This is a genomic window from Tundrisphaera lichenicola, assembly GCF_051175385.1.
In the GTDB taxonomy this organism is placed as follows: Bacteria; Planctomycetota; Planctomycetia; order Isosphaerales; family Isosphaeraceae; genus Tundrisphaera; species Tundrisphaera lichenicola.
Genome location: NZ_CP195106.1, coordinates 70,406 through 92,275 on the forward strand (window position 1 = coordinate 70,406; position 21,870 = coordinate 92,275).

The following is a 21,870-nucleotide window of genomic DNA, read 5'->3' on the forward strand; positions in this document are numbered from 1 at the left end:
CCCGCTCGTGCCTCATCCCCTCACCTGTTGTCCGAATTCTATCGGACTGCGAGTCGCCTGACAATCGTCGGAAGCGTGACTATCGAAGTTTCCTCGACGGTGCCCGAAATTCCCGAAGTCTGGTGGTAGCATGTCGTCTCGCGTCGCGGCGGCGACTACAATTCGAGTTCTAGGTTGGACTCATCCCGCCCTTTGATCCCGCCGCGGCCCGGACGCCGCCGATGGAGGTTACGCCCGATGCGAATGACCCTGGCCCTGGCCGGCCTGTCCCTGATCCTGGCCTCGTCGACGGCAATCGCCCAGGAGGGGCAGGACGAGGCGGTCCGCGAGGCGGTCGTGAAGATCTACGCGACGATGCGCGGGCCCGACGTGGTCCGGCCCTGGCTGAAGGCGGGCCAGCAGGAGGCCACCGGCACCGGCGTGGTGATCGAGGGGAATCGGATCCTGACCAATGCTCACGTGGTGAACTACGCCAGCCAGCTCTTCGTCGAGCCCAACCAGTCGGGCGACAAGCTGGAGGCCACCATCGAGTTCGTCGCCCCGGGGATCGACCTGGCCGTGCTCAAGCTCGAAGATGAGTCGTTCTTCGAGAAGCACCGCCCGATCCCCCGCGCCGAGAAGCTCCCGGAGATCAAGGAAACGGTCATCGTCTACGGCTTCCCGACCGGCGGGTCGAGCCTCTCGATCACCAAGGGGATCGTCTCCCGGATCGAGTTCGTGCCCTACGGGGCGAACACGCAGGGGCTCCGGATCCAGATCGACGCTGCGGTCAACCCCGGCAACAGCGGAGGCCCGGCGCTGGTCGGCGACAGGATGATCGGGCTGGTCAACAGCATGGCCCGGGGGGCCGAGAACATCGGCTACATCATCCCGGCCGAGGAGGTCGACCTGTTCCTGAAGGACATCGCCGACGGCTCCTATGATTACAAGCCGGTCCTCCGCGAGCGGCTCCAGACCCTGGAGAACGAGGCCCTCAAGGCCAAGCTCGGGTTCACCAAGAAGTCGGTCGGGATCGTCGTCCACGAGCCCGACTCGGACGATCCCGCCTACCCGATCAAGAAGTGGGACGTGATCACCAAGATCGGCGACCACGAGATCGACAACGTCTGCATGACCAAGGTCCGCGACGACCTCCGGGTCCGGTTCGAGTACTACCTCCAGTCGCTGACCAAGGACGGCAAGATCCCCCTGACGATCGTCCGCGACGGCCAGGAGATGAACATCGAGCTGCCCGTCGCCCCCCGGCTCGACGAGCTGATCCAGCCGCTCCGGAGCGGCTACCCGTCGTACTTCATCTACGGGCCCCTGACGTTCTCGACGGCCAGCGCGGAATTCCTCGCGGTCCTGGATCGGTCGGGGATGCAGGCCCTCTTCGCCCTCTTCGGCAGCCCGCTGGCGACCCGTCGGGGCGATCGTCAGGCCTTCCCCGGCGAGGAGCTGGTGGTGGTCTCGTCGCCGATGTTCCCGCACCGGATCGCCAAGGGATACGACAACCCGCTGGCGAAGGTGGTCGACCAGGTCAACGGGATCAAGATCAAGAACCTCAAGCACCTCGTCGAGACGCTCCGCGACGCCAAGGACCCCTACATCACGATCACCTTCGTCGCCAAGAACTCCGAGACGATGGTCTTCGACCGCAAGGAGATCCTCAAGGCCACCGACGAGATCCTCTCCGACAACAGCGTGAGGCAGCAGTCGTCCGAGGACCTCGCGCCGATCTGGTCGAAGAAGGAGTGACCCGGAGCGGTCAGCCCGGCTCGGCCCCGAGCGGATCGAGGGTATCGATCGGTTGGCCGCAAGCGGGGCACTCGACCTCTTCCCCCTCGGGGGGATCGACCCGGACGAACGCCCGGCAACTCGGGCAGCATCCGCAGCGATCCCCCGCCGTCCTGGCCGCGACCGGGCGAGCCTTCCCGCTCCTCGGGTCCGGCCGGGTGGCCAGCCGGACGAGCTGGCGGATCATCGAGAGTTGCCAGGACATGCGGGCTCCTCGAAGGGTCGCTCCCACTTGCCGAAGTCAGGGATCCAGTCCGCAGGGCTTCCTCAGCGATGGGGGAGAGGATTGGGCGGGGGGGGCCACTGATCCTGGCCATCTCTCGAATTATCGACGTAGCGTTTGATCCGGTCGAACTCGCTCCGGAGCCGGTCGTACTTGATCTCCAGGTCGCGGAAGCGGTCCTCGGCCTGGTCGTCTACCGCCTCGTATCCGGGGGACTGTTCGATCGCCTTGACTTTGCGGCGGGCGCGGGCGAGACGGATCTCGACATCCTTCAGGTCGACCCGCTTCATCGCAAGCTGAGACTCGCCCTCGGCGAGGATCAGGGTTGCCTGTCGGATCTGGAATGGCGACAGGATCCCCTTCTTCTTCTGACGCTCGTGATCGACCTTCCAGGCCTCGTTGATCGCGACCCGGACTTCCGCCTCGTGGATCTCGGCCAGCTTCGCCGTCCTTCGCGATTCGAGGAACTCGACATCCTCGCGGGCGCGCTCCTTGCGTTCCTCCCAGGGATCGTTGAGGACCTCGTCGGCCGGGGCGGGAGTGGCAGAGGGCTTCGGGGCGACCGGAGCCGGTGTTGCGGGAGGCTTCGGGGCGACCGGCCTACTTCCGATCGGCGGGGTCGGTGCCGTCTGGCCGAAGCTCATCGATGGTGAGAGGGCGATCGAGAAAGCGACCATTGCCGGCCGGACGATCCGCGATGACCACTTTCTCATGGGGCTCTCCTCGGGGGCTCGGCTCAGCGCTGATAGATGGGCAGGTATCGGTACTCGACCGCCAGCGCCAGGACGGCCATCGAGGTGCAGTAGACCCGGCCCCCGGATCGGTCGTTGCCGTCGCCGGAAAGCCAGCTCCCGTCCTTGTCCTGGCGGGTCAGGAGGATCTCGACCAGCTTGGGGTAATAGGCGTCGAAATACTCGTCGCCGACCTGGAAGAGTGCCAGCGGGCAGTAATAGACCTCGTAGAAGAAGTACTGGCTGGCCCATCGGGGCGGGTGCTTTACCAGGTACTCGGCCCCGGCGACGGCCTCGGGGGTCAGGTGCTCGCCGCAGATCTCCAGGGCGAGCACGCCGGTCCCGGTCCTCGGGTTGTTCGGCTCCCCCCCGGGCTGATAGCCGAACCCGCCGTTCCGGGCCGAGCATCGCTTGAGGTAGGCCACCGCCCGGTCGATGTTCTCGGCCGGGACCACGCACCCGGCCGACTTGGCCGCGCGGAGGGCCATGACCTGCCAGCCCGAGACGCTCAGGTCGCTATCGGTGGAACTCGGCTGATACCGCCAGCCGCCGTAATGCCGGGATTCGCGATCCTTGCCGGGGGCATCCTGGGCCTTGAGGATCAGGTCGACCGCCCTCGCCAGGGCCGACCGGCACTGCTCGGCCAGGGCGGCGTCGGCGGTCATCCCCACGACCTCGCCCAGCATCAAGGTGCTGATCCCGTGGCAGTACATCGGCCCGTGGCTGGTGTTCGCCACCAGCATCCCGTTCGGCTTCTGGTGGGCCAGGACATACCGGATGCCCCGCTCGATCGACTCCCGATAAGGCCCCGGCTCCCCCGGGACATGCCCCGAGGCCAGGAACGCCATCACCGCCAGCGATGTCACCGAGGTCGCCCGCCCGAATCCCGCATCCCACCCACCATCGGCCTTCTGCGAGTCCTTGAGGTAGATCAAGGCCCGGCGGATCGACTCGTCGGATGGGGTAGCGTTCGATGGCTTGTCCTGGGCAAGGACGTGGGAGGGAGAGGCAGCGATCGCCAGGGTCAGCGTCAGGACAAGGGGTGGGCAGATCCGCACGATGGCTTGCTCCGGGTGATTCCAGCCTCATTCAAACGAGGTCGATTCGACCCGCGCGAAAGTCGATCGTCAACGCGAGGCCGCGAAAGAAATCGAGCCCCAGCAGCCCATCGACCGCGGCTTCGGTGGGCAGGTCGTGCGCCAGCACCTGGTGCCTGATCGCATGCCTCCCCAGGGCGCTCGGGCGATTGACCATTAACCGAGGGACCGTCTCCACGGCGCTTCCGGTCGCCATCCGGGCCGACTCCGTCGCGGCATTCGGGTCATATCCGATCGAACGGAGCAGCCTGACATTGAGGGTGGTCGTCGTGGCGCCGGTGTCGAGGACGAGCCTCGCGGCGACCTTGCCCGAAGGGCCCGAGACTTCCGTCTCGATCAAGATCAGTCGCGAGGTCGGCTGGAATGATTGGCTCACAGGACGAAAGCCATGTCCTCGGGCAACTCGCCGAGGAAGCGGAATGCGAAATGTCCCAGGCGGAGGTCGATGGCCTTCTGATAGACCTCGTCGCGGTCCGGGCTGTGGAAGACGACCCTCCCCGCCCTCAAATGCTGGAACTCGTCCGTCTCGGGATCGCCGATCAATACCCAGTCGGGTGCGTAACGGGCCTTGATCTCGTCGATCGTCAGTAGTTCGCCCATGGCTGATCTCCTGGTTCCATCCTCTCGCCCGGCGTCCTCGGCGTCAACATCCCGAGATCACGAGAGCGCCTTGGCCCCGACCTTGAGGAACAGCCCTTCCAGGTTGTCCTTCCGGGGGGCGAACGAGGCGACGCGGACCTCGGCGCGGACGAGCCGGGCGAGGAGGTCGGCGAGGGCTTCGGGGTCGCCGTTGTAGCGGAACTCGAAGGTGCCGATCCCGAACCGCTCGATCTCCCCGACGCGCCGGGGGTCGGGCTCGACGATCGCCAGGAACCCGGACGGGTCGCCCAGGACCTCGACCGAGAGGGTGGCGTCGCCCATGATCCGGGCGTGGATCTCGTCGATCTTGCCGTTGACGACCATCCGGCCGCGTTCCATGATCGCCACGGAGGTGCAGAACTCGGACATCTCGGCCAGGATGTGCGACGAGATCAGGACGGTCCGGCCCTCGGCCGCCAGGGCCTTCAGGACGTTCTTGAGGTCGATCCGGCCCTGGGGGTCGACGCCACTGGCGGGCTCGTCGAGCAGGAGGACCCGGGGGCCGGGGATCAGGGTCTTGGCCAGCATCAGGCGCTGGCGCATCCCCCGGGAAAGCTCGACGATCATCGCCTCGCGCTTCTCGGTCAGGCCCACCAGGGCGAGATGGCGGTCGATCTCGGCGGGGCGTTCCCCCCGGGGGATCCCGTAGCTGGCGGCGAAGAGGTCGAGGAACTCCCAGCACTTCAGGTCGTCGTACATCGGGGCGAAGTCGGGCATGAACCCCACCACGCTCTTGGCGTCGTCGGGCCGCTCGCGGATGTCGACGCCGGCCATCTCGATCGAGCCATACGTCGGCTCGATCAGTCCGAGCATCGTCCGCATGGTGGTCGTCTTGCCCGCCCCGTTGGGGCCGATCAGGCCGCAGACTTCCCCCTCGCCCACCTCCAGCGAGAGGTCCTGCACGGCGCAGATGTTGTCGTAATCGACGCGCAGGTCGCGGACGCGGATCATCGTCGAGATCTCCCCGAGTTGGCCCGGTCGGCCGGGATCGGCCCCCACTCTACGAGAGCCCCGAGGGCCGGTCCAGCGTCCGATCTCCCGGTCCCATCGCCGGATCACGCCGAGTGCGCGCGAAATGATCCGGGGGCTTACCCGGATCATTCGCGTCAGGGATCTCGATATTAGGGCACGGACCTCAGAAGTCGTCGGCGCTGATGGCCTCGCCGCCATTTCGGGAGCCCAGCTTCTGGAGGGTTCCGGGCTTGGCGGTCCCGATCTGATACTCGCCGTACTCGCCGTAGTTGATCCCGACCGGATCGCCGCCGTTGTTGGGGTCGGATTGCCAGGTGTTGATCGACTCCTTGACGAACCGGACCGAGCCGTCGCAGAAGGCGAAGTTGGCACCGCCGGGGTGGAAGCTGGAAGTGGACATCAGCGGGATCCACCACCAGCCGCCGGCGATCTGGGTCTTGAACTTCTTGTAAGCGTTGATCGTGTGGAGGGTGTCGAACGAGGTGTCGCCCCAGTATCCCGAGGTCCACATCTGGTAGGTCGGCCGATCGGCTTCCGAGAGGATCCCGTGGGCGTGCTCGCCGAAGGCGAAGGTGTTGCTGGTCCCGTCGGTGATCGAGGCCAGCGTGGTGGAAGACCCCATGTAGATCACGCCATTGCCGCTCTGCCGATTCGGGGCATAGCCGGCCGGATAGGTGTTATTCGGGGTGCCGGAGATGTCGTAGTAGACGCCCCACATCCCGGCGTTGGCGGCATAGCTGGTGTAAGAGACGCCCGTCGTCCCGGGCGCGGGGTTCCCGTAAAAGCCGGTCAGGCCGTTATCGGCGGTGATGGGCACCTTGACCGCGGCGGCGGGATCGCTCGGGCACCAGAGCGACGAGATCCCCACGCTGGTCGCGGTGTGGTTGGCCGGCCCGTACGCGCTGATCGAGAAGTTGCAGGTATTGGAGGTCGTCGTCTGTTCCAGGAAGGGCATCATGAACAGGAACGAATTCGCCCCGTAGTACCAGCTCGTCGATGTGGGCCGGTATCGGGAGAAGAAGTGGCCCGGCGGCAGGCAGCCATAGGTGGACTCGTAGTTGTTCGCAGCCAGCGCGATCTGCTTCAGGTTGTTGACGCACTGCGACCGTCGGGCGGCCTCGCGAGCCGCCTGGACCGCCGGCAGGAGCAGGGCGATCAGGACCGCGATGATCGCGATCACCACGAGGAGCTCGATCAGGGTGAAACCGCCTCGGCGTCTTTGGGATCCATGATGAGGGATCAAGAAAGAAGCTCCATATAGGGGTGGGAGTCGGAGGACGTGATTCGTGTCGGCCTTCTGGTTGGCCTTGGCGAGCCGGATCATTGCGGGAGCGCTCCCCGATGCGGCATCGCGGGCTTGTCGTCATTCACGACCGGCCCGCGGTTCGAGGCCCCTCGACGCGTCGGCTTCTTCGAAGGCGATGGAGAATTGAACTTGTCGATGCCGGCCTTGGCGGCGGCCTCCTTGGCGGCGGCCATGTCGATCGATCCCTCATCGGCATACTGCCCCGAGCAGCCCGCCGCCCCGAGCGACGTGGCCAACAACACCAGCCTGGTCGCGGCTCGAATCATCCCCTTCATCCTTATACGTCTCATCGCTGCTGAAATATCCTGGAGTTTTGGTCCGGTTGTAATATTGGCGGGGACTCGTGGGTCGCCCGATCAATTCATTGCCAGACGAGTTGATCCGTGACCTCGCTGTCAAATGTAGGGGTCGTCGCCGGTCTTCATGGCCCTAGGCCGTCCCAGGCTCGGCGACCACGCCCACTTGCCCTCATGGATGAAGATATCACATCAACGCAGGCCGGATTCACGGAGGTCGATCGTCCGGTCCCACCGCGGCCGAGACAGTTTACCCTCTCATCCACGCGAACGAATCGCGGATCGTCCGGTAGACGCGGGAACCTTCTCGATGATTTCAATGACCTGGCAAATTCGCGGGCAAGGTCGATGTGCCTGCGCGGATGATCTGGTTTCGATCTCTCGCGATTTCAACCCGGCGATCTTCCGAATCTCGACATCGCATTTCGCTTTCTTCCTTAGCGACATTGCTCGGCTGACAGTTCTACCAATTGCCAGATCGTGCGTGACTGAGGTTGGGACGATTTTCTTTAGTTTGACGAAGTGTTTCTGTCAACCTGTCCAGTACCAAGGTGGATGGGACTGATAAAGCCGTCCGAATTGAGGGAATCTTAGGCGCGTTGACTGCATGCGACAAGTCATAATATTTGGGTGGTCGGGCATTTTCCCGAAGGCCCGCGAATTCGGAAAGATCAAGAGTATGGATCGGGGGGCGGGTCATCCTCCCGATCGCGTTTGCGATCGGCCCGGCGGTTCCCGGCCCTCGCCGATTCGGGCTATACTCGGGGCCATCGGAGTGTGTCTCCGAGGCGCCGGGAGTCGACCGAAAGGCGAGGCTTGATGACCTTCGATTTCGCGGGCGGGCGGAAGCTCCTTCTGGCCGGGAGCGAATCCACCGGGCTCTGGCTGATCGCCGGAGCCCTGGCCCTGGCCCTGCTGCTGGTGCTCTACCGCGAGGAACGGCGGCTGATCTCGCGACGGCTCGGGCTTGGGCTCCTGGGGCTCCGGCTCCTGGCGGCGGCGGTCCTGGTCCTGGCCCTCTTCGAGCCGATCGCCGCCCGGACCTGGCGGGAGGCGGTCCGGGGTCGGGTCCTGATCGCTGTGGATGACTCCGAGAGCATGGCGACCGTCGACCGGCCCGGAGGCCCTTCGCGCCTCGAGATCGCCCGGGGCCTGATCGATGGCCCGGAGGCCCCGCTGTCGAGGCTGGCGGTCGACCACGAGGCCCGGGGCACCGCCTTCGCCCGCGAGGCCCGACCCGAGGGGCCGCTCCCCGACCTGGTCGAATCCCTCCGCAAGCCGCTTAGTTCCGGAGACTCCGCGCGATCGACCACCGACTGGGGCTCGGCCCTGGCCCTGGCACTCAAGATGCCCGACGACGCCCCGACACTGGGCTTGGTCCTCCTGACCGACGGCCGCCAGAACGCCGAGGGGGACCCTTCGCCGATTGTGGACCGCCTGGCCGCCCGAGGCATCCCCGTCTATCCGGTCCTGGTCGGCTCGACCCAACCCCCGCCCGACTCGGCGATTGCCTCGATCCAGGCCCCGGCAGGGATCAACAAGGGGGAGTCGGCCAACGTCTCGGCCACGCTCAAGCTCGACGGCTTCCCGGGCGGGTCCGAGGTCCGGGTCACGCTCGACCGCCCCGGGGCCAGTCCCATGATCCAGGGTGTCCGGGTCCCGCCCGACGGTTCGAGGCCGACCGCGACCTTCCGGGTCCCGCTCGACGAGGTGGGGACGGTCCCCCTGACGGTCTCGGTCGAGCCCGCCCCCGGCGACGCCCGCCCCGACAACGACCGGAAGACCGTGGCCGTCCGCGTGGCCGACGACAAGGCCCGGGTCCTCTTGGTGGATGGCGAGGCCCGCTGGGAGTTCCGCTACCTCCGGAACGCCCTGAGCCGCGACCCCCGCGTGACGCTCGACGCGATCGTCTTCCATCAGCCCTCCTCGACCGGCTCGACCGACCTCTCGTACGACACCGCCTGGCCCGCCCGGGCCGATCCCGGGAGCCCCGACCCGCTGGGCCGGTACGACGCGATCCTGGTCGGCGACGTCGACCCCGCCGACCTCCCGGCCGAGGTCTGGGCCCGGCTCGATGCCTACGTCGCGGGTCGGGGGGGGACCCTGGCGATCCTCCCCGGCCCCCGGTTCTGGCCCTCCCTGGCCGGCGAAGGCCCCCGGGCGTTGCTCCCGGTCCTGGAGCCGAGGCCCTTGGCCGTCGACCCCGACGTGACCGACCCCGATCACCCGGCCATGCCCCCCGGCCTGGCCCTGGCCCCGGCCCCCGGCCTGCTCGACACGCCCGACGTTTGGCCGATGCTCCAGCTCGGCGAGAGTCCCGAGGGGAGTCGAACCGCCTGGGCAGGCCTCCCTCGTCTCCCCTGGGTGGCGGGCGGCCAGGCCAAGCCCTCGGCCACCGTCCTGGCCTCGGCCCCGGGTCGCGAGGGAGAAGGGGCCATCCTCGCGGCACAGCCTTACGGCCTGGGGAAGGTCCTCTGGGTCGGCACCGATGCCACCTGGCGCTGGCGGTTCCGGGTCGGCGATGAGATCCACCACCGGTTCTGGGGCCAGGTGGTCCGTTGGGCCGGTTCGGACAACCTCGCCGCCGGGAACCGGGTGGTCCGCCACGGACCGCTCAAGGCGAGGGTCGAGGAGGGCGAAGGGATCAAGCTCCAGGCCCGGGTGGCCGAGGATGTCGTCGGGCTCCCCGCCGACCTCCTGATCGCCGCCCGGATCTTCCGCCGGGACAGCCAAACCGAGGCCGTCGCCGTCGTCCCCTTGAGGCCCGTCCCCGGCCAGCCTCGGGTCTTCGAAGGGGCTGCCCCCGGCCTCCCCGAAGGCCCGTACGTCGTCCGGCTCGACGCCCCGCAACTGGTGACCATTTCCGAGAACCTGGGAGCCGGACCGATCCCCGAGGCCCCGCTCGAAGTGATCCCCCGCGATACCTCCGAGCGGGTCGAACTGGCCGCCAGCCGGGATCCCCTCGAACGCCTGGCCGCCGCCACCGGGGGGAAGGTCTTCACCGAACAGGAGGCCGCCAATCTCCCCGCGCTCCTGAAGGCCCGCAGCAAGCCCGTCGAGAGGACCGAGGAGACCCCGCTCTGGGATCACCCGGGGACCCTGATCCTGTTCTTCACGATCCTGACCGCCGAGTGGATCTTGCGGAAGCGAGCGGGGTTGCCCTGAGCCGGAAAAGGAACTGACCGTGGATGATTTCGCCGGCCAGATTCAGCCACCTCGAAGCTTTCCGTACTGGGGTTGGATACTCGCCGTCCTTGCCGGCTTACTGGCGATGGGCCTGTTCTTGCCCGCCAGGAGGACGGTGCGGCCGTCTGGCCGTCGATTGCAGTGCATCAGCAACCTGCGTCAGGTAGCGCTTGGCCTCCATGGCTATCATTCAACATACGGTTGCTACCCACCGCCGTACATCGCCGACGCGAGTGGGAAGCCGATGCATAGCTGGCGGACTCTGATCCTGCCATGGATCGACAACAAGGAACAGTACGACGCCTACAAGTTCGATGAACCCTGGGACGGGCCGAACAATCGCAAGATCGCCGATACAGGCATAGGGATATATCACTGTCCGGTCGGGACCCGCGAACCTCCCGGCCTGACCGACTACGTCGTGATCCGGGGGCCGGGCACGGCGTTCCCCGGCGGCGGTAGGAAGGTGACGGACCGCGACGTCCTCGACGGCACCGCGAGCACCATCATGGTCGTGGAGGTGGCTAACTCGGGCATTCATTGGGCCGAGCCCCGCGACCTGGATTTCGAGCGGATGAGCTTCCAGCTCAACGACCCGTCCCGCCCGTCGATCTCTAGCCCCCACGAGGGCGGGGCCAACGTCATCATGATCGACGGTTCGGGCAAATTCCTCCTCGACACGGTCCCGCCATCGGTCATCCGGGCCATGATCACGATTGATGGTCATGAACCCATCCCCAAGGATGAGTAGAACCTCTCGGTCCTTGTAGGGCAGGGCTCGCCCTGCCGATGACGCGTGACTCGGCAGGGCGAGCCCTGCCCTACGAAGACCGCTGCTGAAAGTCCGATGAAAGGCCAGCGATCACCCCCCGCCTCGTCGTCCCCGGCCGGATCGGGCGGCGAGGTAGTCGAGCAGGGTCTGTTCCTGGGTCAGGGCGGTCGAGACCTTGTGGTAGTCGGCGTCCATCCCCCGGACGGCCTCCTTGAGTTCCCGGCAGAACGCCTCGAACTTTTCGAGGTAGGCGGCGCGGAGGGCCGAGGGGTTGACCCGGAGCGTCCTTCCGGGTGCTTCCAGGTTCCGGAACCGGGCGGGCTTGCGGAAGGGGAACTCCTCCTCCTCGGGGGCCAGGACGTGGAGGAAGAGGACCTCGTGGTGTCGGTGGCGGAGGTGCCGGAGGCTCGAGGTCAGGCGGGCCGGGTCGTCGAACCCGTCGGAGAGGATGATCACCAGGCCTCGACGCTTGATCCGCCCGGCCAGGGTGTCGAGCAGGCCGCTCAAGGGGGCCTCGCCCCCGACCCGGGCCTCCTCCAGCGCCTTGCAGAGGACCGAGAAGTGCCCCGGGGCCGACCTCGGCGGGATCATCTCGCGGAACTCGGCGTCGAGCGTGACCAACCCCACGGCGTCGCGCTGGCTTATCATCAAATAAGCGAGCGACGCGGCGAGTTGTCGGGCATAATCGAACTTCGACGCGGTCCGCCCGGCGTAGCCCATGCTGCCCGAGGTGTCGACGACGAGGTAGGCCTTGAGGTTGGTCTCTTCCTCATATTCCTTGACGTAGTAGCGGTCGGTCTTGCCCAGGGCCCGCCAGTCGATGTGGCGGATCTCGTCGCCGGGCCCGTACTGGCGGTGTTCGGCGAACTCGACCGAGAACCCCTTGAAGGGGCTCTTGTGCAGGCCCGACATCACTCCCTCGACCACCAAGCGCGCGATCAGTTCGAGCCGGCCGAAGCGGGCCAGCGCCGAGGGGTCGAGCAGTGCGGAAGGATCGGAGTCGGGCAAGGTTGGCCTCGGGTGCGGGTCGGGGTCGATCCATCCGTCAAGCGGGGAGAAATGTCAGGGGTGGTCCACGTTGGCGGTGATCCTCCGCCCGATCTATAAGGATCGGGAAACTGCGCGAAATTTATCGGGCCAGCCGGTCGGCGGCCCGCTCGGGCGGGGCGGTGATCGTTTCGAGGAGGTGGGCGACCACCTTGTCGGGGTCGATCCCGTCGGCCTCGGCGTGGAAGGTGGTGACGATCCGGTGCCGGAGGACCGGCGGGGCGACGTGCCGGATGTCGGCGATGGTCGCGGCGAATCGACCGTCGAGGACCGCCCGGGCCTTGGCGGCCAGGATCAGGGCCTGTCCCGCCCTCGGGCCGGCTCCCCAGGCCACACACTTCTTGACCAGCGGGGTGGCCTCGGACTCGTTGGGGCGACTGGCGCGGACCACGTCGCGGGCGTGAATGAAGACGTGCTCGGGAACCGGGACCCTTCGGACCAGGTGTTGCAAGGCCAGGATCTGCTCGGCCGAGAGCGTTACCGAGGGTTCGGCGGCGTGGTCCCCGGTGGTCTGGCGGAGGATCTCCAACTCCTCCTCGGCGGTCGGGTAGGGTACCCGGACGTTCAGCATGAACCGGTCGAGCTGGGCCTCGGGCAGGGGGTAGGTCCCCTCCTGCTCGATCGGGTTCTGGGTGGCCAGGACGAAGAACGGGTCGGGCAGGGGATACGTCCGGTTCCCGGCGGTGACGTGCCGTTCCTGCATTGCTTCCAGGAGCGCGGCCTGGGTCTTGGGCGGGGTCCGGTTGACCTCGTCGGCCAGGATGATGTGCGCGAACAGCGGCCCGGCGATGAACGCGAACGACCGGCGCCCGGTCTCGGGGTCGTCCTGGAGGATGTCGGTCCCGGTGATGTCCGAGGGCATCATGTCGGGCGTGAACTGGATCCGCCGGAACGAGAGGCTGAGGATCTTCGAGACCGTGCTGACCAGCAGGGTCTTGGCCAGCCCCGGGACCCCCACCAGCAGGACATGCCCCCGCGCGAACAGCCCGATCAAAAGTTGCTCGACGACCTCTTCCTGCCCGACGATCACCTTGCCGATCTCGACTCGGAGCCTCCGGTAATCTTCCGCCAGCGCGGCGACGGCGGCGACCTCGTCGGGGGACGGCTCGATCGGTTCGGCGGTCGGCATGGCTGGAAGGGTCTCGGCGGTTGGTGGGCCTTGGGGAACCTCGGGGAAGAATCAGCCTGACGGGTCGATGGGTGCAAGTCAAGGATCGCCCGCGATCGGCCGTCCTGAGGGGACGAAACTCCGGGATCGGTGGCTTTGTTTCGCGTCGGAAATGGCTTCGATTTGTCCCGAAAGTGGCTTCGATCCGTCTCCACGGTCGAAAAGTGGGTTCGATTTGTCCCGAAAGTGGCTTCGATTCGTCGTCCGACCTCAAAAAATGGATTCGATTCGCCTCGTAGGTGGCTTGCTCTGAAATTCCCCATCATGGTTCGCATGATGGCTAATCTGGGTGGCAGGGGTAAGCGGCAGCTTACCCCGGATCAGACGCTGTTCCGGGGTAAGCTGCCGCTTACCCCTGCCACCCTACGCCGTTAACCTTGGATGGAAGGAATGCGATAAAGTCTTGATGCGGCACGGGTTCGCGGTCACCATCCCTGTTACCAGGCAGGAGATCACAACCGCTCGCCCCGACGGAGTCGGACATGCCGCACCAAGACCAGCACCGTCCTACCGCATCGGCCCCTCATCATCAAGACCTCGGACGCGTCCTCGGCTGGCTCACCGCCACTGCCGATTTCTCCGCCGTTCGCCTCCGCGGCTCTTGCACCTGGGAGCCGCGCGGCCTGGCCTGTGCCGCGTTGCTCTGGGCCTGGTCCGACGAGCCGACCCTGGTCGCCCGGTCCCAGGCCGCACGCAAGATCGTCCGACTCGCCCTGGGCCTCGACGCCGAGGTCGCCACCACCTATCAGGCGTTCCTGAAGCTCCTGCGGGCCCGGACCGCGACCCTGGCCGCCATCCTGATGCTGGCCTTGCGACGGCGGATGCGCGACGACCTCGCCAACCGGTTCGAGGTCGCCGGCTTCGCCGCCTTCGCCGTCGATGGCAGCCGGCTCCAACTGCCCAGGACCGTCTCCAATCAGGCCCGCTTCACGGCCAAGCAAGGTCGAGGGCCGAAGGCGAGGCGGCGGCGACGCCTCCCCGCGACGGCCGCCGACCTGGCGTCGCGACGCAAGAAGGCCGAGGGGCCGCAGATGTGGCTGACGACGACGTGGCACGTCGGCACCGGCCTGCCCTGGGACTGGCGGACCGGGCCCGACGACAGCAGCGAACGCGAACACCTGCGGCAGATGATCGACACCCTGCCGGCCAACGCCCTGGCGATGGCCGATGCCGGTTTCGTCGGTTACCAGACCTGGGCGGACCTGATCGCCTCGGGCCGCCATCTGCTGGTGCGGGTCGGGGCCAATGTCCGCCTGCTTCGCGGCCTGGGCTACGCCCGTGAGCGAGGCGGGACGGTCTACCTCTGGCCCGACCGACAGGCGTCGCGTGGCAAACCACCGCTGGTCCTGCGACTGGTGGCGGTGCAAGAGGCCCGGCATCCGATGTACCTGGTCACCTCGGTCCTCGACCAGGAGCGACTCAAGGATCACCAGGTCATCGAGCTCTACCGACTGCGTTGGGGCATCGAGCTGTTCTACCGCGATTTCAAGCAGGCGTTCGGCCGACGCAAGCTCAGGAGCCAGCGGTCGGAGAACGCCGAGGTCGAGGCGACGTGGTCGCTGCTGGGCCTGTGGGCCTTGACACGGCACGGGCAGGTGGAGTTGTCGTGCGAGGCGGTGCCGGCGTCGCGGATGAGCGTGACGGGCCTGTTGCGGGCCTACCGCGGAGCGATGCGGGAGTACCGAGTCGTCCCGGAGCTCGGCGAGTCGCTGTGGGAACGGCTGGCGTCGGCCACGATCGATGGATACCACCGTCGATCGAAGGCAAGCCGGGACTATCCACGGAAGAATCGAACCAAGCCGATCGGAGCCCCCAAGATCCGCCCGGCAACGGCCCGAGAGATCGAACGTGCCAGCCAATGCAAGGATGCTCACCAAGCAAGGTTAACGGCGTAGCCTGCCACCCAGACCGACCTTTTCATGGGATGGGGCGACCATTCTGATGGTCATGACAGCTCGTTCCGGCGATCGCGAATGGCTTCGTTTTGCCCTCGATGGGCCGGTCGACCGTCAGTGACTATGTCGACGGCGTTGATCTTCCTGGAAACTATCGCGGTCATCCGGGAGGGGTTAACACACTTTCTCGCCGATCAGATCGGACGGGCGACATCGTTCCGTTCGGGCGGAAGTTCTTCGAATTTGATCCATGCGCCAGGCTCAGGGACATCGGTAGGATGATTCGGGCCAACTTGCGTCGAGCACCTTCCAGGAGCGACCCATGCGACGGTTCCGGATGTCGATCGCCGGCCTGCTCGGCCTGGTGGCCTTGATGGGCGTCGCGATCGCCGCGCTGACGCATCCCTCTCCGCTCGCGGGCAATGCCTACTACACGATCACGCTGGCGGCCCTGATCATCGCCGTCCTGGCCGCCGTCTATCATCGAGGTGGGAAGCGTGCGTTCTGGGTCGGTTTCTCGACCTGCGGCTGGGCCTACTTTCTCCTCGTCTTCGGCCCGGCCTGGGTCCAGCCGTACGGCCAGAACCTGGTCACGACGACGCTGCTCGACATCGTCTATCCCTACACCATCCCTTCCAAAGCCGGCGTGGCCACTCTCGACCCGGCCGGGATCCCGGTCTCGTGGTCGAAACTGGCCGGTTTTCGGGCGTCCGGTCGAGGTGCCCGGGTGATCCTGGCTGGGGGCTTCGCTGGTGGCCCGGTCGGCCCTCTCCCGAGCCCCTGGGAAATCCTGACGACGCCCGATCGGACGACCCGATTCTGGCCCGAGAGTCCCGAGACATTCCGAAGGATCGGCCACTCGCTCTTCTGCCTGGCCTTCGCGACGATCGGCGGCTTCCTGACTCGACGATTCCGGATGACGCAAGATCCCACCTGATCGGGCGTGCGTTGGTTGCCACGGGTTCCCGGAGCAAGCTCCGCCGGCTCCGTCTCCCGGAAATTTCGAGGACACCCTCGCTCAGGTTCACCGCGATTTTTCCCGAAATCGAAATCCGCAGGCCCGGCTCGATACACTATGGGTTGAACCGCGACCATGAGACCGGAGGGAGTTCCCCCCTTGGAAACGTCACGAAGCGACCTTTTCGCGGGATCGCTCCGCACGCTGTTCGAGGTCGGGCCGGTCGCCGGTCTCTCGGACGGCGAGTTGCTGGGCCGATTCCTCGACCGTCGAGGGGAGGGCGAAGCGGCGGAGATCGCCTTCGCCGCGCTGGTGGAGCGGCACGGCTCGATGGTCCTTCGGGTCTGCCGGTCCAAGCTCGGCGACGACCACGATGCACAGGATGCGTTTCAGGCAACGTTTCTGATCCTCGCCCGGCGGGCCGGGTCGATCCGCCATCGCGGGTCGGCCGCGAGCTGGCTTCATGGGGTCGCCCGTAGGGTGGCCGCGTGTGCCCGGAGGGCGTCGAGCCTGCGCCGGACCAAGGAGCGGTCGGCCGTCCGGACCTCGGAGTCTTCCCTCGATGGGGACGCCCTGGAACTCGCGCCGATCGTCCGCGAGGAGGTCGGTGGGCTCCCGGAGAAATACCGGACGCCCCTGGTCCTCTGCCTGCTCGACGGCCTGACGCACGAGGAGGCCGCGAGCCGCCTGGGCTGCCCGGTCGGGACGGTCAAGACGAGGGTCCGCTGGGCCAAGGCCCGGCTCCGGACCCGCCTGGCCCGCCGAGGTCTGGCCCCCTCGCTCGGCACGATCGGGGCCGCGCTGGCATCGACCGAGGCCCGGGCCGTGCCCGCCGCCCTGGTCCGATCGACGGCACGAGCGGCGATGCAATTCATGTCGGGAAGGGTGGCGGCCGGTGCCGTGTCGGCCTCGGTGGCGAAACTGGTGGACCTGGGATGGAGGAGCTTGGTGATGAGCCGATTGACGATGGTTGCGTTGGTGTTCGCCTCGGTTGGGGTCTTCGGGATCGGTGCGGTCGGGCTGGCTCGACAGGGGCCGGAGCCTCGGAAAGTCGAGAAGGTGGTGGCGGGCCAATCGGCGCCGATCATCCCGACGGATCCGCCGAAGTCCGACGCTGCAGGAAGTGACGAGGCGAAGATACTTGCCGAAGTGGAACTCCTCGAGCGGATGAAGGAACTGGACTTCTCCGCCGAGATACTCCGCATGGAGATCGAAATGCTGAAGCCGGAGATGAGGAGATTGCAGGAGAAAATCTTCGAACTCGATGGCCAGCAGAGGGGCTTCGTCCGTGGCGAGATGATGAGTGAAGAGAGTTACAAAAAATCGATTGATGATATAGAAAACATGAAAAAGTCATATGAAAACATAAAAGATTATCTAATTTCTAGATATGTAGAATTAAATAAAAAATTGGTGGATAAAGAATGGGATCTCCGGCTTCTGACGAAGGAACTAGATTGGTCCCTCCCGTCCGATTTCTCTCGATCGCCCGTCGCGCGTGAACAGGACGGCGGGGTGAGATTCGACGAGATGGACCGCCGTCTTTCCGGCGTGGAGCAAAAGCTCGACCTGATCCTCAAGGCCCTGCAAGTCCGGGGCGGCGAATCGGGGAAGGAATAGCGATCGAGGCCGATTGAACCGGGCCGACTCGGTTTTCCGTAGGGCAGGGCTCGCCCTGACGGTCCGGCTTCCATCGGCAGGGCGAGCCCTGCCCTACGGGAAAAGCCCAGAAAATCATGTCCAGATGATTGGTGACGTTTGAGGCGTCGATCTGCCGCCTCAAGGTGTCTTCATCAGGGCGCGGAAGCCGGCCTGCTCGAAGTGATGGTCGCCGGTCAGGGCCTCGGTCAGCCCGAACTCGGCCATCACCTCGAAGCTGATGCAGTCGGTCAGCGACCAGGACTTGTCCGCCCTCGACCCGTAGAGGGCCATGCCCCGGTCATACCATCGGGCTTCGGCAGGAATGACCTGGGTGTTCGATCGGGCGGCGAGCTGTTCGAGGAAGCGATGGGCGAACCGACGTCGAGGCGGTGCGTTTAGGGCGTCGGCGACCTCGACCAGGACCCACGTCGTCGTGATGATGGGGCGTGTCAACGTGGCCGAGATCCGGACCGCCTCGGCGTGTGCCCGGTCCGCGGGATTGATCAGGGCGATGTAATAGAACGCATCCGCGAAGGTGCCGATCACCGTTTCGGCGCCCCGTGGGCATAATGGTCGTGATTCTCGGCCATGTCGTCCGGCAAGTGATCGGTGATCGCCTCGGCCTCGGCCGCCATCGCAAGCAGCCACGCCCTCGTCTCGGCCATGGCGTCACCGGTCGTGACCGCGAGAACCTCGGTGGTCGCACGGACCGTGACCTCGACCTCGCCATCGGGGATGGAGACCCCGGCGGGTGGCCGGATGACCTGATCCTTGCCGACGACGGCTTGAAACTTGATCTCGGTCATCGGGAGAGCCCCCGGGATGGGACGGTGGGGATGGTCGATGGTCGGGGTGACCATCGACCATCTTCGCCGATCACTTCTTCTTCGGCCAGATCGTCGCGCCGTAGACGGCGTCCTTGCCGAGTTCCTGCTCGATCCGGAGGAGCTGGTTGTACTTGGCGATCCGGTCGGAGCGGCTGGCGCTCCCGGTCTTGATCTGGCCGGCGTTGGTGGCCACGGCGATGTCGGCGATGGTGGCGTCCTCGGTCTCGCCGGAGCGGTGGCTGATGATGGCGGTGTACTTGTTCCGCTGGGCCATCTGGACCGCGTCGAGGGTCTCGGTCAGGGTGCCGATCTGGTTGACCTTGACCAGGATGCTGTTGCCGACGCCCCCCTCGATCCCGAAGGCGAGCCGGCGGGTGTTGGTGACGAACAGGTCGTCGCCGACGAGCTGGCAGGTGTCGCCGATGGCGTTGGTCAGGAGCTTCCAGCCGTGCCAGTCGTCCTCGGAGCAGCCGTCCTCGATCGAGACGATCGGGTACTGCCTGGCCCAGCCGACCAGGAATTCGACCATCTGCTCGATAGTCTTCTTGGGCTGGGCGTCGTTCTCCATCGTGTAGATGTTGTCCTTGAAGAACTCGGTCGAGGCGACGTCGAGGGCCAGCGAGACGTCGGTGCCGGGCTTGTAGCCGGCCTTCTCGATGGCGGTGAGGATGACCTCGATGGCCTCCTCGTTGCTCTTGAGGTCGGGGGCGAAGCCGCCCTCGTCGCCGACGGCGGTATTCAGGCCCTTGCCCTTGAGCACGGCCTTGAGGTTGTGGAACACCTCGGCGCCGCAGCGGAGGGCCTCGGAGAAGCTCTTGGCCCCGAGCGGGACGATCATGAACTCCTGGACATCCACGTTGTTGTCGGCGTGCGACCCGCCGTTGAGGATGTTCATCAACGGGACCGGCAGGACCTTGGCGTTGACCCCGCCCAGGTAGCGGTAGAGCGGCAGGCCGGCGTGGATCGCCGAGGCCTTGGCGGCGGCCAGGCTGACGCCGAGGATCGCGTTGGCCCCCAGGCTCCCCTTGTTCTCGGTCCCGTCGGCGGCGATCAGGGCGGCGTCGAGCGCGGCCTGATCCGCGGCGTCGAGCCCGATGGCGGCCTTGGCGAGCGGGCCGTTGACGTTGGCCACGGCCTGGGTGACGCCCTTGCCCAGGTAACGCTTCTTGTCGCCATCGCGGAGTTCGACCGCCTCGTGGGCCCCGGTGCTGGCCCCCGAGGGGACCGCGGCCCGACCGAGGGTCCCGTCGGCCAGGACGACATCAACCTCGACGGTGGGGTTGCCGCGGCTGTCGAGGATCTCGCGACCGAGAACGGAGGCGATCGGAGGGTGCTGCATGCTCATCGTTGCGTCCAAACTCCTGGGTGTCGCGCGATCGGTTCGCCGCGAAGGCCCGGAAGGACGCCGGGATCGGGCGGGCGCGATGGACGCAACCCTACTGGTTGGCCGGGGTCTCGGTCAAGACTTGGGGCGGTCCCGAGCGGGCCGATCAGGGCGGGGTCGACGGCCAACTCGGGTCGTCCTGGGGGGTCGGGGTCAGGCTGGAGGCCAGCTCGTCGGTCGCCCGGGAGGCCAGTTCGGCCCACATCTCGGGGGCCTGGCTGGTCACGAGCAAGGCGTGGACTTGGTCGTAGGGGACCACTCGATACGCCTGCCGCCAGGGAACTCCCTCGAACTCGTAATCGAGGTCGGCCTTCGACCAACCCGGAGGCCCGGAGAGGCGTCGGAAGAGATCACCGAGGCCGGAGAACGCCCCCCGGCCCCGGATCACCTGGCCCGGTTGCGCGAGGGAGGTGATCGGGAGGATTCGTCGCCTCGGGGTCGGCCCCTGGATGTAGAGGAGCGATCCGTCCGGACCGTGCAGGTCGAAGACCGGCAGCGGGTCGGGGCTCGATGTCAACGCGAACCCGTCCGGCCATCGGGCGGAGTACAGCGAGGTCTCGATCCTCCAGTGGTCGAAGCCCGGTCCGGGCAGCAGCTCGAAGACCTCGGCGAGGTCGCCGGTCCCTGCGTCGAGCCGGATCTCGGGGGCGTCGGCGGTGAAGTCGACGAGGGCGGCTCGATCCCCCTCGGGCGTCGAGCGGATCGCCCGGATGGCGCGAGCCCGGTCCGCGACGCGTTCGAATCGGAAGGGCACGTCAGGGACGAGCGTCCATCCGAATCCAGAGACGCGGGCGAAGATATGCTGGGTCATGGCCGGGCTCGCGTGACCTTGGGTGTCGCTCGGTGGCCGGGTGATCGAAGGGAGACCAGACGCGCGGCGGCCTCGCCCCTTCCACTTTTTCTTAGGAAGGGATCAGGCGGTTGTGTGAATCTCCGTCGCCAAAGGGGCGGAGACCGCCGCGCGGTGCAGTCTCACGGTGTCGGTTCTTGAGGAGCATTCCCGATCAGGTCGGGAAGGCGCGGGGGCGGCGATCCGAGAAACCGGGCCGCCGCCCTCACGCCCTCGACTGATGCAAGATCGCCGAGGGACAGGCGGGCCATTCGGCCATCCTCACCCCCGGCACTGTACGTTATCGGCGCGGAGTCGGGTGGGCTTGATCCCTGGGAAAATTGAATATTTCGGGGGATTTCGGGCCACTTAAAAGCGGCACGACATACTTCCGGAGAAAGGCCGGACTATCCGGCCCGACATGACCCCCCAGATAGCCGGTCGACGCCATCTTCGGATTCCATCGGACCTGTCGGAGCTTGGCGTACTGCGTCCGGGCCGCCTCGTCGAGCCCCAGCGGCCGGCGGAATCCGACCATCCCCGCCCCGACCGACCGGACCCGGTCGACCGTCTTAAAAAGCCAGGTCCCCGCACCCAGGATGACCATGTCCAGCGGCGACCAGAAGACCACCATCTCGCGACGGATGGCCCGCAATGCCTTCGAGAGGTCGTACCCGGGCGAGAGGGCCGGGGCCAGCAGGACCGCCGCCTCGATCGAGTCGACCGGCAGCTCCTCCATCGCCCGGACGACGATCCCCGTCCCTCCCGACTTGCCCACGAGGTAGACCGGCGACTCGGGCCGCTCCCGCTTCCAGGAGAGGACCTCCTCGACGACGAGCCTGGCCTTGGCCTTGTGGTTGGCCACGTCGGTCAGGTCGGCGTGCCACCGACCCAGGCCATGCCCCCAGGGGACGAACCGGACCTTGTGCCGACCACCGCGCTCGCTCATCACCTGCCGGAGGCTGGCCTCGCAAAGGTCGAGCCCCCCCACGCCGTCGGCCATCAGGACCAAACCCGTCTCGGCACCCTCGGGCACCTCCTCGGGCTTGCCGTACCAGGTCCGGAACAGGGCGTTGAGGAGCTTCGTGTAGAGCATGAGAATTAGGATACACTTCAAGCGGCC

21 protein-coding genes are annotated in these 21,870 nt (G+C 66.6%); 6 read left to right on the plus strand and 15 right to left on the minus strand.

All coding sequences use genetic code 11. The features are described from left to right. Positions 1–237: 237 nt before the first annotated feature. On the plus strand, positions 238–1,737 hold the full coding sequence (locus P12x_RS00310; RefSeq protein ID WP_435008811.1) for a trypsin-like peptidase domain-containing protein: 1,500 nt from the start codon (positions 238–240) through the stop codon (positions 1,735–1,737). Between the two features lie 10 nt (positions 1,738–1,747). Here P12x_RS00310 and P12x_RS00315 read toward each other — a convergent pair whose 3' ends face one another. The 8 genes from P12x_RS00315 to P12x_RS00350 all read right to left on the minus strand — a co-directional run bounded on the left by P12x_RS00315 (position 1,748) and on the right by P12x_RS00350 (position 7,010). Next, complete coding sequence (locus P12x_RS00315) at positions 1,748–1,981, minus strand: hypothetical protein (protein WP_435008813.1); 234 nt, start codon at positions 1,979–1,981, stop codon at positions 1,748–1,750. 62 nt (positions 1,982–2,043) lie between these two features. Then, the gene (locus P12x_RS00320) at positions 2,044–2,712 is read right to left on the minus strand and encodes a hypothetical protein (protein ID WP_435008815.1); all 669 of its coding nucleotides are present in this window, start codon (positions 2,710–2,712) and stop codon (positions 2,044–2,046) included. A 23-nt stretch (positions 2,713–2,735) separates the two neighbouring features. Beyond that, positions 2,736–3,788 (minus strand): prenyltransferase/squalene oxidase repeat-containing protein, encoded by a 1,053-nt coding sequence (locus P12x_RS00325; protein ID WP_435008817.1) that lies wholly within the window; start codon positions 3,786–3,788, stop codon positions 2,736–2,738. Positions 3,789–3,819: 31 nt separating this feature from the next. Next, positions 3,820–4,203: an aspartyl protease family protein gene (locus P12x_RS00330; protein WP_435008818.1), complete on the minus strand. Its 384-nt coding sequence runs from the start codon at positions 4,201–4,203 to the stop codon at positions 3,820–3,822. Beyond that, positions 4,200–4,427 (minus strand): hypothetical protein, encoded by a 228-nt coding sequence (locus P12x_RS00335; RefSeq protein WP_435008819.1) that lies wholly within the window; start codon positions 4,425–4,427, stop codon positions 4,200–4,202. The genes P12x_RS00330 and P12x_RS00335 overlap by 4 nt, the downstream gene beginning before the upstream one ends. A 57-nt stretch (positions 4,428–4,484) precedes the next feature. After that, a complete protein-coding gene (locus tag P12x_RS00340; RefSeq protein ID WP_435008820.1) occupies positions 4,485–5,417 on the minus strand; it encodes an ABC transporter ATP-binding protein in 933 nt (310 codons plus the stop codon). 184 nt (positions 5,418–5,601) lie between these two features. Continuing rightward, positions 5,602–6,762: a DUF1559 domain-containing protein gene (locus tag P12x_RS00345; RefSeq protein WP_435008821.1), complete on the minus strand. Its 1,161-nt coding sequence runs from the start codon at positions 6,760–6,762 to the stop codon at positions 5,602–5,604. Then, positions 6,759–7,010 carry a hypothetical protein gene (locus P12x_RS00350; protein WP_435008822.1) on the minus strand — a complete coding sequence of 84 codons (252 nt, stop codon included), beginning with the start codon at positions 7,008–7,010 and terminating at the stop codon, positions 6,759–6,761. Before P12x_RS00350 ends, P12x_RS00345 begins: the two co-directional genes overlap by 4 nt. A gap of 849 nt (positions 7,011–7,859) precedes the next feature. Between P12x_RS00350 and P12x_RS00355 the strand changes: the two genes are divergently transcribed. Further along, positions 7,860–10,205 carry a hypothetical protein gene (locus P12x_RS00355; protein ID WP_435008823.1) on the plus strand — a complete coding sequence of 782 codons (2,346 nt, stop codon included), beginning with the start codon at positions 7,860–7,862 and terminating at the stop codon, positions 10,203–10,205. Positions 10,206–10,311: 106 nt separating this feature from the next. Beyond that, positions 10,312–10,977 (plus strand): DUF1559 domain-containing protein, encoded by a 666-nt coding sequence (locus tag P12x_RS00360; RefSeq protein ID WP_435011748.1) that lies wholly within the window; start codon positions 10,312–10,314, stop codon positions 10,975–10,977. Between the two features lie 111 nt (positions 10,978–11,088). Here P12x_RS00360 and P12x_RS00365 read toward each other — a convergent pair whose 3' ends face one another. After that, the gene (locus tag P12x_RS00365) at positions 11,089–12,006 is read right to left on the minus strand and encodes a DUF58 domain-containing protein (protein ID WP_435008824.1); all 918 of its coding nucleotides are present in this window, start codon (positions 12,004–12,006) and stop codon (positions 11,089–11,091) included. A gap of 121 nt (positions 12,007–12,127) precedes the next feature. Continuing rightward, complete coding sequence (locus P12x_RS00370; RefSeq protein ID WP_435008825.1) at positions 12,128–13,174, minus strand: AAA family ATPase; 1,047 nt, start codon at positions 13,172–13,174, stop codon at positions 12,128–12,130. Positions 13,175–13,695: 521 nt separating this feature from the next. Between P12x_RS00370 and P12x_RS00375 the strand changes: the two genes are divergently transcribed. From P12x_RS00375 to P12x_RS00385, 3 genes are all read left to right on the plus strand, one after another. Then, the gene (locus P12x_RS00375) at positions 13,696–15,108 is read left to right on the plus strand and encodes an IS4 family transposase (protein ID WP_435008826.1); all 1,413 of its coding nucleotides are present in this window, start codon (positions 13,696–13,698) and stop codon (positions 15,106–15,108) included. 322 nt (positions 15,109–15,430) lie between these two features. Continuing rightward, a complete protein-coding gene (locus P12x_RS00380) occupies positions 15,431–16,045 on the plus strand; it encodes a hypothetical protein (protein WP_435008827.1) in 615 nt (204 codons plus the stop codon). Positions 16,046–16,225: 180 nt separating this feature from the next. Continuing rightward, a complete protein-coding gene (locus P12x_RS00385) occupies positions 16,226–17,686 on the plus strand; it encodes an RNA polymerase sigma factor (RefSeq protein WP_435008828.1) in 1,461 nt (486 codons plus the stop codon). 159 nt (positions 17,687–17,845) lie between these two features. Here P12x_RS00385 and P12x_RS00390 read toward each other — a convergent pair whose 3' ends face one another. The 5 genes from P12x_RS00390 to P12x_RS00410 form a co-directional block, all read right to left on the minus strand. Then, positions 17,846–18,253: a type II toxin-antitoxin system VapC family toxin gene (locus P12x_RS00390; RefSeq protein WP_435008829.1), complete on the minus strand. Its 408-nt coding sequence runs from the start codon at positions 18,251–18,253 to the stop codon at positions 17,846–17,848. After that, entirely contained in the window at positions 18,250–18,513 is a 264-nt protein-coding gene (locus tag P12x_RS00395; RefSeq protein WP_435008830.1) for a hypothetical protein, read from the minus strand. Before P12x_RS00395 ends, P12x_RS00390 begins: the two co-directional genes overlap by 4 nt. A 70-nt stretch (positions 18,514–18,583) precedes the next feature. Then, complete coding sequence (gene eno, locus P12x_RS00400; protein WP_435008831.1) at positions 18,584–19,879, minus strand: phosphopyruvate hydratase; 1,296 nt, start codon at positions 19,877–19,879, stop codon at positions 18,584–18,586. Between the two features lie 145 nt (positions 19,880–20,024). Further along, positions 20,025–20,729 (minus strand): hypothetical protein, encoded by a 705-nt coding sequence (locus P12x_RS00405; RefSeq protein ID WP_435008832.1) that lies wholly within the window; start codon positions 20,727–20,729, stop codon positions 20,025–20,027. Positions 20,730–21,048: 319 nt separating this feature from the next. Next, positions 21,049–21,843, minus strand: coding sequence for a serine aminopeptidase domain-containing protein (locus P12x_RS00410; protein ID WP_435008833.1), 795 nt, complete (start codon positions 21,841–21,843; stop codon positions 21,049–21,051). Positions 21,844–21,870 lie beyond the last annotated feature (27 nt).